Genomic DNA, 11256 nt, shown 5'->3' on the forward strand with positions numbered 1-11256 from the left:
GATATTCACGAATTCGACGTGTCGAACATTGTGCTGGAGTGCAGCAAGATGCTCGAGCCGATGGCGATGCAGCGCGGCAATCGCATTCAGGTCCAGCTGGCCGATGACATTGGTATCGCCCGATCGGACTCGGTCAAGCTGCGACAATCGCTGCTCAATCTGGGCTCGAATGCTTGCAAGTTCACTGAAAACGGGCGGATCTTCATCCTCGCGCGGCGCGAAGAGCGCGATCTGGTTTTCTTCGTCTCGGACACGGGGATCGGCATGAGCGAGGAGCAGATCGGCAAGCTGTTCCAGCCCTTCAGTCAGGCCGATGCGACCACAACCCGCCGCTTTGGCGGAACAGGTCTGGGCCTTACGATAACGCAGCGTTTCGCTCAGCTTCTGGGCGGATCGATCGAGGTGGAATCGCGCCTCGGCATGGGCTCGAACTTTACCTTGCGCATCAAGGCAGAGCTTGATCGCGCTGAGAGCGCAATCGATCCGGCGGTTCTCTGCGCCGATGAGCAGGATGTCTTCCCACTGTGCGACGCAGACCTCGATAGCTCCAAACCGCTGGCGATTGTGATTGATGATGAGCCGAGTGCTGCCAAACTGCTGGAGCGAATGGCGATGCAGGCCGGCTATGCAGCACTGGTCGCGCCTGACGGTGACCAGGGCCTTGCGCTGATCCGTCGTTATAATCCGTCGATCATCCTGCTCGATCTCGCGCTGCCGACGGTCAGCGGCCTCGATGTGCTCCAAGTGCTGCGGGATGATCCGCAGCTCAGCTCCACACCGGTGGTGGTGGTCTCTGTCAGCGAGGACCGCAAGAAAACCATCAATGCCGGAGCCTGCGAGCATTTGATCAAGCCGATCAGCCGGACTGAGGTGAGTGGCGTGCTCGCACAATATGCTACGCGGCGTTCGGGCCATCTCCTGATTGTAGATGACGATGAGGCCACGACCAGGATGTACAGCCGGGGTATGGAACGTGCCGGCTACACGGTCAGCGTGGCAGCCAACGGCAGGGAAGCACAGGCCTTGCTGCGTGATTGCGACTTCGATTTCGTCATCACGGATCTGCGCATGCCCGAGCTCGATGGGCACGACCTCGTGGAATGGATTGGAGCATCGACCGATCGTCCCAAACCGCTATTGTTCGTACTCACCGGGAAGGCGATGAGCCATGAGGATGCCAGCGCGCTCGAAAGCAAGGTGCACCGCGTCCTTTCGAAGACCGGCCTGAGCCCCAGCCGTTTGGCTGAAGCCCTTTCCAATGCCCAGGCGGGCAGAGCTGACGGAGTGCGAGCGTGATTGAAACTGCGCGGATCGATCCGGACCACAACAGCGTGACGGTGCTGGTGGTCGATGACATGGCAGCGAACCGTTCGGTCTTGTGCCGTCAACTAGAGCTGAACAAGTATCATGCGATCAGCGTCGAGAGCGGCGAGGCCGCGCTTGAATTGCTGACCCGGACCCGACCGGACATCGTCCTGCTTGATTACATGATGCCCAACATGAACGGTATAGAGGTGCTTCGCCACTTGCGTTCGGATCCGGCCCTGGTTGATTTACCGGTGATCATGGTCACAGCCCGTGCCGAGAATGAGGCGACGATCGAAGCGCTTGAAGCCGGGGCTGATGACTATGTCACCAAGCCGATCGATTTCGCGGTGTTGCGTGCGCGTATCGATTCCCATCTGCAGAAGCAGGGGCACGCCTCCGCACTGCGCATGTCCAATGCGGCACTTGATGAGAAAGTGACCATGCGCAGTCTGATCCTTGCTGATCTGAACGGCGAGCTGGAAGCGGAGATTGCGCTGCGCAAGCAGCTCGAACAGCAGTTGGCCAAGCGGTCAGCAGCACATGACGTGGGTGCACATGACAGTGGCGTTGATCTGGCGGAGATTGCAGAGAAATTTGATCTTGTATTTGATAGCATTGTCGCAGGCAAAACACCCAATCTTGCGGTGATGTACGAGATCAAGGAACTACTGCGAAATCTCATGGTCCAGGAGCAATAGCGCGCCATGGCAAATGGGGGCGCAAAGCGCGATACTCCCCTTGAGTCTTCAGGGTGCTTCGCGGTGTACGCGTTAGCGAATTCTGTCGGATTGCGTGATGGCCAGATTCAACCGGCTGACGTGTGACTACGGAGCGTACAGGCGCTGGTTCTCCTTTTCACGCCTCCGGTAGGGCTTGGTCGGCGGGGACTGCCTTCTGGACTGCATCGATTGCTGACGACACATGAATTCCGGGGAGCCAAAGCTCGAGGACATCCAGTCTGATCAGGATCTGCTTCAGATCACCGACGATCTGCTTTTGCAAATCCGTGGTCAGAGTTTCCCCGAAGCAGCTCCCGTCACCAAGGATAGCGACTGCGGCCCCTTTAGGGCTTCGCCCCGTTATGTTTTGCACTGTCGCGCTCCCCATCATTACAGTGGCATGAGCGCAGGCTACATAGAACTTACAAGAGCAGCAATTGTCGAAACGTGTGCATTTCTAAGCGAAACGCGTAACAAATAATCAAAACGTTTAGGGGGCATGCGGCCTTCCGGCTAGCCGGAGCGTTGCGGTTATCCCGCCTCCCATATTGGGGGTCAGGGATATCGAACCGGAATGGTGTTCTGCAACTTCCTGACAGATGGAAAGGCCGATGCCGGCCCCGGTTTCCTTTGTGCTGTGGAATGCACCGAAGGCCCTTTGCAAATCCTCTGGAGCCATGCCTTTGCCATTGTCAACGATCAGCACCTCAATCCAGTCAGGCTCTGTCCTCCGGCAGGCGACAGAGACCACGCTGCCTTCAGCGGACACGTCGAACGCCTCCATGGCATTTCGCAAGAGATTGACGACGGCAAGAGCAATCTCCGGGGCGCAGACCAGCGCGGTTGTGTCTGATGCTGGCGGTTCAAGCAGGAGTTTGATGCCACGGTTGTCGAATTCAGCCTGCACCAGGTTCACCTGATCCCTGACGATCTCCGCCACGTCGGCCAGAGCATAGCTGCGATCCTTGTTTGTTGTCAGGAGGCGGATATTGTCGATTAGTCTCGCGGCCCGGTCGACATTGTTTTCGACCCCGGCGACGGCGCGTAGAGTCTCGGGCGCACCCTCACATTCGATGGCGGCCCAGTTTCGGGCCGCTCGGGAATAGGTCAAAGCTGCCGCGATCGGTTGGTTGATCTCGTGGGCGATGCTCGCTCCGAGCGCCTCGACAACCGAAATGCGGTTGAGCTGGATACTCCTCTCGCGTGCCTCACGCCTCGCATTTTCAATTTCTATTTGGGCCTCGAGCGCCGCCATCTGAAGCCTTGCGGCGCCAAGTTGCTCGATCAACATGCCCCGCACGGTCAGGACGAGATGCTGCAGCAACAAGCCTGCTGCGCTCAGCACTAGGGCGCTGAGCATGAACGGTTGCGCTTGCGGGTCGCCTGCCGCCTCGATGATCCGCGAGGACTGCGCCGCGCAGGCGAACACTGCGGCAAACACTGCCAGATTCATCGCCAAAACCACGTATAATTTGAATACGATAGCGTTTATAACAAAGTACATCACTGAATAACATACTGTGATGACCTTTATGGGCATGCCAAGTATGAATACATCATGCAGATTTAATATTATATAGGACGAATTGAAAATAATGATTGCAAAAGGTAAAACAAAATATTTCTTGAGGTATACGCTCAACGAGCACACGGCAAGCGTGAAGAATATGGTGAATGTGTAAAATGAGTATAATGATATTGCCCCACTCAGAAATGAGTGCCGATCATTGATAAATAAGAGTATGAAACCAATTGCGATTGCTATCTGGGCGAAGCCTGAAATCTTCTTGTTCGATAGAAGCCCGCCCCATTCCGACTGGGTCAAAATAAGGTGCTGCTCCAGCCGCGTCATGGCTGATGCCGATACGTGTTGTGTAGCATCACGAATGCGCCCAGATTCTTTCCTTGGATCTTGGATCTTATGTTGCGTCGATGCACTCGGACAGTCGAGGGACTTAGATTGCGGTTGGTGGCGACTTCCTTCACCTGGAGACCGGCCGACAAGTCGTCCAGAACTTCGCGCTCTTTTGGCGACAGGAGCAGAAGGCTGGCCTTGTAGTCGTTGCGGATCCGGTCGGCTTCCTCGGTCTGTTCTGAACGGGCCATTGCGTCGGCGACCGCGTCGATCAGCTGTTGCTCGCGGAATGGCTTGGGCAAGAATTCGGCGGCGCCAGCCTTCATGGCCGCTACAGCCATCTCGATATCGCCGTGCGCTGTGAGAAAGATGATCGGGATCGTGCGCTTTGCTTCGCGAAGCCGCCGCTGGATTTCCAGGCCGCTTACCACCGGCAGGCGCATATCAAGGAGAACGCACCCTGAAATGCCCGCCTGTGCCCGTTCGAGGAAGCTCATGGGCGCGGTAAAGACCTCGACCCGATACCTTAGCGAACGCAGCAAAGATCCAATCGATTGGCCGATATCCTCATCGTCATCGACGATGAAGACAGTCTTTCCTTCCACGGAGACCTCCCCAGTCCTCAGCGTGATTGCCTCGTCGTAATTGACCAGATCCAGAGCTGCCAAGTTCTAATTGGCGACCTGCTCATTTGCCCGAAGCTACCTTGGGGCGTCGCCACCTTCAAGCTGGCGGGTTGGTTCCGGGACCTGCTTTTCACCCCTTTTTCGGCAGCGTTAGCCAAGCTTGCCGTCGGGGTAAGAAAGAAACCGCATTTTTCTGCAAACTTCCGCCGCCAAGCGGGAAGGGGGTTCTGCAACTATCAGAAAAATACAATACATTATAAAGATATGCGGAGTAAACTTCACACGCGATATCGCATTGGCTGCAGTGTCGATTGCCACCACCCAGGTGGCCGGCCGATACTGGCGCGATGGTCTTGGGAGGTCCGACTGGTCGAGAGCAGTTGGCAGCGGGGTGGTAGCCGCAAACCGAACCCATCTCGCTGCCGGGTTGTGATCTGTTGCCAACCTTACCTGCTAATACAAAGGGGCCATGGCCGCCGGCCAGCTATCTGATGTTCGGGCGAAGATCGGAAAGTGGCTGCATCTTGCGTATCTTGTGGAGGACTCCGATCACTTGGTGAGGCATTCGGGCGCCGCGTTTAGGCGCGTATCATTCTAGGCCGGAGAAATGGAGCAGGGGCATGGTCTGCTGTGGTGCGGGCCGGAACGCAGCTGTCAATTCTGTGCTGCTGATGGACGAAGAGGCCCGTGACCTGACAAGGCAGCGAGCTATGCCGCAAAGGACATAGACTGCGTGACGTTGTGCACCGCGGTTCTCGTGGTCGACTGCGTAGCCCTTGTAGTAGCGCTTCAGCAGACCAGCGCTGACCAGTTCGGATACTGCACGGCTTAGATTGGTCTTTCCCGACGCGCGCACGCGCCGGTGTACCTCGTCGTTAATCATATGCTCAGCAGCGTCCGGGTCGGCGGGGAGGAGTTTCTGTCTTGCCAGATCGGAAGCGACCCTTTCAGTGAGCGCACGCCTGCGCGGAGCACGCATTCCCATGGGAGTGAGGCTATCGCAAAGAAAGTCGCGCAGGGTCAGCTGTTCCTGGCTCCGGCGAATGAAGGGGCCTGCTTCACCCTCGGGGCTGGCGACCTCGGCTATCAGGCTTAGCACCATGAAAGCGTATCGTGGGCGCGAACTCGTCCGGGCCAGGCAGTCCAGCAAGAGCGAGATCTCGGAAGGTTGCGGGCGTGATGAGGTCGGGAACATTACAGGATTCAAATAAGCACAAAGAGTGACTCTTGTGAATCCCTCTTCTTCAACCCTGATGCGGGGGCAAAGCTTTGTCGTCTGTGACACTTTGCCCGGCGGTAAAGTGTCACACGCGATTCTCTTTACGGTCAGTCGCTCCAGATAAGCGCATCACATCTCGCCAATGTACCAGCTATCGCGTGATGGCCGCGACGCATCTGCCGCACTCATCTGGCGGACCGATCTCTATGCGCGCCAGCGATTGAATGCAGCCTGGCCCAAGGAGTCCATTGCAGAGGGCGCATTTGATGTAGCCTACGACAGGCATACTGACTGGCCGCGTTAGGCTTCACAGAACGATCACCGTTAGCTGCTAGCCAAAGGTATTGTCGTGAATGGGAATTACGTGTCCGGACGTATCGGGCGAACCTCGCGGGGGTGGCGTCAGTCTTTCTCGGGCGTCTCGCGCAGAGCCTGCAACTTGTCGATTGCAGACGACAGGTCGATCGCCGGGAAAAGCAGCCCCAGCTCATCGCAGACAATAAGCGCCGCCTCGGCCAATGCTATGGCACGATCAATGGATTGGACGCGTGTTTCTGGCGACGTTGTCATCTTAAGTTTTCATCCGAGACACATGATATTCGGGAATCGGACCTTGCGGCAAGATGAATTAGGTTAATGTTTGGCTTATGAGCCCATCCCGGAGGAAGAAACCGACATGCAAATGTCTGGCGTCCCAATCTGCTACATTCAGACCTTGCCCCGTGAAAAGGGCGGGCAAAATGCATTTCCCTCTCTGTACTGCCGCACAGCCCGGTGGACAAACGACTCTGGCAGGGGGATTCGCAGCGTCAGAGCGTCAAGCCCCACACCCGCATCAGATCGCGCCCGCTCAAACCTCTTGGCACTCGCTTCCACGCCTCTGGAAGCTGGAAACCGGTGCTCTTGAAATCATCGCGGCTCGATACTGCCGATTACCTCAGACCCCGAGCCAGTCGCTCGCAATGCATGACCGCCCGGTAGGGGAGGGAAGGCTTGTCCAGCTGTTCGGGACCTTTCCCGGATCGACCACACATATGGGCCACAGCTTACACTAGCCTAACGCTCGCGCGACACGACGATTAGCTGTCTATCGAGCGTTCAGCCGCACTCGACGGATATGGTTTTGCGCTAGGCGGCTGAGAATGTGGGCTAACGGAGGCGAAAGCGTGCGCTTTTAGGTTTTTATGCGTATAGGGTAGGAGTCACCACTTAGTTTATCCGCAGTACCAACTTACCTTAGTCAAGTAAGTTACCTACCTGAAGGTGTTGTCCCTAGGTCAAGCAGGGGAGTGCTATGCGTTCGGAACTCGTTAAAAATAGTGTTGGGCGTGTCCGTGCCGCGCCATCGGTGGGGCAGTTTGATCGGCGGGCGAAGATCGCCGACACCTTGGAGGCGCTAGCGATTGAGCTGCGCACCCATTCTGACGAAGAGATGGCGACCATTCCGACCGAGAGCACGCTCGTGGCTCTTGCGGCAAAGGTCTACACTGCAAGGCGCCAAATCGACACCATATTCGGGATGGCAGGTTTCGCCGTAAGTCCCGCATGGGACATGATGCTTGATCTCTACCAGGCCAAGGTGCTTGGCAGGCGCATATCGGTCACCAGTGCGTGTATCGGTGGTGCTTGCCCAACCACAACGGGTCTTCGCTGGCTACAAGTGCTCGAAAGCAGCCACCTCGTTGAGAGGAAAGCAGATCCCGAAGACAAGCGCCGTTACGTTATCGAACTGACCGACGGTGGCCGGGTCAAGGTGGAGCGCGCTCTGGCGTGCCATCTATGAGTTGATCGGGCGCCGCCACCCTCTCGCGGCGCCCGTCCCATTACCAACCCCCCTGTCCTTGCAGGGGCTCGATCAAGCGGGGCGCAACACAGAGACTGTCGCTCCACTCTGCTATCTCCGAGCGCTGTTCATAAAGGCTTAGCCTCTTGAAGACATACAGCTTGCTGTCGGGGGGCAGAGGACGAGATGGCGCAGGCAAACCATAGGCCGGATTCAGGTAATAATGATCGAGGCCGTACGGAGAGGCGGTGGGGTTTGCGGACCTCGTTGCGGATTCCAGCGCAACTTCACAGCAACCTTGGTGAGGCAATATCTGCCACAGTCCTCAACATGTCGGACGAGGGCTTGCTGGTTGAAACCTCACCGGGCTGTCTGATCGCTACCGATACACTCTATACTCTAAGGATCGAAAGCTATCTCAACAGCCAGTGCCTTCCGATCTGGCGCAGCGGGCAGCTTGCCGGCTTGGCATTCTCCCTACCAATTCACCCGGCCGTCGTTGCTGCGCTGGCGAGGCGGTTCCCCGCGATCAAATGAATGCGCCGGCCAAGAGGGCCTGACAACGCGTCTCGTTAAAACTTGACTGCAAGAGGCGATCACCCGGACGAAGCCGGGTATCGGCCTTACTGGGCACATGCCAGCCTTATTCAAGGTGAGGGGAGGCTAAGATGGGGTGCGTAAGGTATGGCACCCTGATCGATACTTTGACCTATCGCCGGCTCGGGGCCAATAGCTTAGCGTATCCGGACGAGGCCGTGCCGCGCCGGTTTGCTGCGCTTATCTGCCGATCTCTTCAAGATAGCGGGTGATGCTTTCATAACCTTCAGGCGTAAGTCGCAAAAAGCACTTGCGGCTGTCCGTGGGGTCGATTTGAGAACAAATCAGGCCTTCACTGTCCAAAACCGTGAGCCAACGCTGCGCTGTACCTTCCCCAGCCCCTGACTCAAGCACCGCACTCTTTACTGTGACCTTTTCATCACGCGCCTGATGGATATACATATCGAGCAAGAGATCCCAGGCGGGCTCTCCAAAAATCTGCTGATTGTTGAAATGTTTGGCCCGCTCACGTCGCTCATTATAGGCGCGTTCAGCTGTTTGCAGTGCTGTCTCCTGCCGGCCTTCTCTCACAGTATAATCGCTGTTAAAGGCTTCGCAGCCACTTTCCTTGCGGATTTCGTCTAGGATGAATTGTGCCGCCTCGATTTTTTGGGCGAGTCTCTTAATATCCATTCTAAACCACCATGCGCGGAAGATCTCTCGGTTGAGACGTATTATTGCGTAGCGGACTTGATGATATCATTAAAGCCAATGGTAAACTACAAGTTGCTTTGCCCTTTCCGCAAGATTTTTGAAAAATGACTGTCGGCCGGACTCGTCCATGATCTTGGTCAGTATCGTGCGGGCATGCGCTGAGAGGATCGTCGGGTCAGGGGCATCAGGCCAAGTTACGGCTCATTGAGGTATTGTTCCCATCACGAAGATTGTTGCCGAGAGCTCTCGCTGCTGGCCCTCGCGCTTGTCGCTCGCCAGTGCACGGCGAAGGGACGCCTCGAGACAGATCGTCAATAGCTGCATCGACGCTTCCAGGCGGATGCCGCAAGAGCAGGAGCATGGCAACATTGGGTCACGTGTTGGCTCACCCCACGGTGCAGGGCCGAACGCTGCGGCCATCCACATGGCGGACGCCACGATGTTGGCTAGTCAGAAGAGGCGGAATTGGCAGCAACCACAGTCCGGTTGCGGCGCATGGCGTGGCCACACGCTTCGTTCCTGTCAGGACTTGTCGTCCCTCGAGGGTACAGGCGGCGGCCGCCGAGTATCAACGACCGCCGCCCGATCTTCATATCGGGACGCTGAAGACGGTCGGACAGTACGACCTTCGCATCTGATCATCAACCTAACAATGAGACGGGCTGGGCCGGCGGTGAGCGCAGAGCGCGCAGCCTGCCGGACCTGACAAAGGGGGGCGGAGGTCTTGCATGGCCTTCGTACCGATCGCCTCACAGCCAGCGGTCTCGACCCGCAAACAGTTCTAACCCGCGAAGCACGAGAACGTCACCAATACACGCCGGCTTTTGAACGCGCGTGATGCCGGTTCCGCGACTCTTGCCGATGCGTCATCACTGCGTGCTAAAAGCCGTTGATCCTATTTGACAAATTTCGGTTCACAGACTGGCGCGCGGAGCGCCTTCTCCATGGAGCCATTGCAGGGCGGATCGAACTGCGGAATCCAAGCACACCCGCGATAGGAGTAATGACAGACCCTGGCTACCTGACTTCCCAATTCCGTATGCAGACTAAGCCGTCTCGCAGCGCGTTGGAGCACAAAAGATTGCCGGTTGGATGACTTGGTCCATTTCGGAGATCTGTTTCACCCAAAATGGGCCATTTACCAGGGCGTACCTGCAGCAAAAACCTCGGCACTGCGTGCGCTTTACGGATTTCTACTGGGATCATAATTCGTCGTTTACCATGACTCCGTTCGTAATTGTCTAGGCATCGAACAGGGGAAGACCATGCACCAGGAACAAACCACCAATATGCCGCTTCACTTCGTCGAGAGCGACACGCAGACCAGAGCCGAGATTGTCCGGGTCGGGATGTCGTTAGGCCACCACTGTGAGCTTTACAGCGATCTGTCTGAGCTCGCAGCCCACCCTCCGCGCTCGGGCGTGATAGTGGTTCGGGATTGCCCTGAGCATGGCGGCATCGATTTTATTATGAACCGTTTGATGACCCTGGGTATCTCCTTGCCGGTTGTCGCTATGGACGAAAATCCCTCGGCCACTCGTGTCGTCGACGCCGTCAAAGCCGGTGCGCTCGACTACTTGGCTCTGCCGCTCAAACCTGAACGCCTTAGCAATTGTCTGTCGCGGATCTCGCGGGAAGCGCCGATGGTGTGCGAAGTTCGCAAGCGAGCCATCGAGGCGCGGCAGCGGCTTTCTGCGCTGAGTGGCCGTGAACGCGAAGTTCTTGATCATCTTGTCAACGGAGGATCCAACAAGGAAATCGCCCGTCAGCTCGAGATCAGCCCGCGCACGGTTGAAATTCATCGAGCAAACATGATGTCGAAACTGGGGGCTCGCCACTCGGCTGAAGCCATCCGGCTGAAAATGGAATCAACCATCGGCTCGGCGATGATCTTGTCGTAACTGCAAAGTGGGTCAGCTGGCGCGGATGACTTTTCGGGCGTTCTTATGCTCCGCGCCACAGGATACGCTTCCTGCAATGGCGCCCTGGCCCGGGAATTGCAGCACACAGGGCTCGTTTCAGGCAGCGCCTGGAAAGAGGGACGATTTAAACGCCTAGCGAATATACGAAAGATCTGTGGACGCCGCTTCAGCCGACTTCCTTAGTGTTCAAGAAAAGGGCAATGGCGCCGTTCTATCGGGAAAACAATTCAATCTTCAATATTGTGGTTCCATGTGGTGGAGGCGTGTGTCTGATGCCTGTTGATGGAGGTCAGCTTCGATATGTACGGTGCTGACCATCTGAAGCTTCAGCAGGTAAACTGTAGTGGCTTGAGTTTATTAGGGCTTTCGGCGCCTAAAGGAACCAAAAAGAAATGGTTTTTCAGTTTTGGCCTGTCGCAAATACAGAAGGATGTAGGCAAGATGGTTGAGGCGCGCCGAGACATCGCAGTGGCTATGTCCAAATGAACCACAACCCTCTCGTCCGAGAGCGGGCTCGTCTGTTCGGCAGCCCGTTTCTTGAAGCGCTTACCGTTATTCCTGCGCCAGCGTTCA

Annotated in this window: 10 protein-coding genes; 6 read left to right on the top strand and 4 right to left on the bottom strand. The window is 56.7% G+C overall.

Translation table 11 applies throughout. The features are described from left to right. The coding region (locus ACOVQ0_RS01635; protein ID WP_421879335.1) for a response regulator at window positions 1-1296 on the top strand (1296 nt) is incomplete at its 5' end. Beyond that, window positions 1293-2006, top strand: coding sequence for a response regulator (locus ACOVQ0_RS01640; protein WP_421879339.1), 714 nt, complete (start codon window positions 1293-1295; stop codon window positions 2004-2006). The genes ACOVQ0_RS01635 and ACOVQ0_RS01640, both read left to right, overlap by 4 nt. A 511-nt stretch (window positions 2007-2517) precedes the next feature. Here ACOVQ0_RS01640 and ACOVQ0_RS01645 read toward each other — a convergent pair. The 3 genes from ACOVQ0_RS01645 to ACOVQ0_RS01655 all read right to left on the bottom strand — a co-directional run bounded on the left by ACOVQ0_RS01645 (window position 2518) and on the right by ACOVQ0_RS01655 (window position 5703). Then, window positions 2518-3879 carry a sensor histidine kinase gene (locus tag ACOVQ0_RS01645; RefSeq protein WP_421879343.1) on the bottom strand — a complete coding sequence of 454 codons (1362 nt, stop codon included), beginning with the start codon at window positions 3877-3879 and terminating at the stop codon, window positions 2518-2520. Further along, window positions 3876-4550: a response regulator transcription factor gene (locus ACOVQ0_RS01650; RefSeq protein ID WP_421879346.1), complete on the bottom strand. Its 675-nt coding sequence runs from the start codon at window positions 4548-4550 to the stop codon at window positions 3876-3878. The genes ACOVQ0_RS01645 and ACOVQ0_RS01650 overlap by 4 nt, the downstream gene beginning before the upstream one ends. A 547-nt stretch (window positions 4551-5097) precedes the next feature. Continuing rightward, window positions 5098-5703, bottom strand: coding sequence for a hypothetical protein (locus ACOVQ0_RS01655; RefSeq protein WP_421879364.1), 606 nt, complete (start codon window positions 5701-5703; stop codon window positions 5098-5100). 1318 nt (window positions 5704-7021) lie between these two features. Between ACOVQ0_RS01655 and ACOVQ0_RS01660 the strand changes: the two genes are divergently transcribed. Both ACOVQ0_RS01660 and ACOVQ0_RS01665 read left to right on the top strand, forming a co-directional pair. Then, window positions 7022-7510: a winged helix DNA-binding protein gene (locus ACOVQ0_RS01660; protein ID WP_421879348.1), complete on the top strand. Its 489-nt coding sequence runs from the start codon at window positions 7022-7024 to the stop codon at window positions 7508-7510. Window positions 7511-7840: 330 nt separating this feature from the next. Next, window positions 7841-8047 carry a hypothetical protein gene (locus tag ACOVQ0_RS01665; protein WP_421879351.1) on the top strand — a complete coding sequence of 69 codons (207 nt, stop codon included), beginning with the start codon at window positions 7841-7843 and terminating at the stop codon, window positions 8045-8047. Between the two features lie 240 nt (window positions 8048-8287). On the opposite strand, the gene ACOVQ0_RS01670 is transcribed toward ACOVQ0_RS01665, so the two are convergent. Further along, window positions 8288-8740 (bottom strand): transcriptional regulator, encoded by a 453-nt coding sequence (locus ACOVQ0_RS01670; protein ID WP_421879355.1) that lies wholly within the window; start codon window positions 8738-8740, stop codon window positions 8288-8290. 1286 nt (window positions 8741-10026) lie between these two features. Here ACOVQ0_RS01670 and ACOVQ0_RS01675 point away from each other — a divergent pair. Both ACOVQ0_RS01675 and ACOVQ0_RS01680 read left to right on the top strand, forming a co-directional pair. Further along, entirely contained in the window at window positions 10027-10662 is a 636-nt protein-coding gene (locus ACOVQ0_RS01675) for a response regulator transcription factor (protein WP_421879359.1), read from the top strand. Window positions 10663-10965: 303 nt separating this feature from the next. Beyond that, window positions 10966-11169 carry a hypothetical protein gene (locus ACOVQ0_RS01680; protein WP_421879362.1) on the top strand — a complete coding sequence of 68 codons (204 nt, stop codon included), beginning with the start codon at window positions 10966-10968 and terminating at the stop codon, window positions 11167-11169. Window positions 11170-11256 lie beyond the last annotated feature (87 nt).

This window comes from Novosphingobium sp. (assembly GCF_049240505.1).
In the GTDB taxonomy this organism is placed as follows: domain Bacteria; phylum Pseudomonadota; class Alphaproteobacteria; order Sphingomonadales; family Sphingomonadaceae; genus Novosphingobium.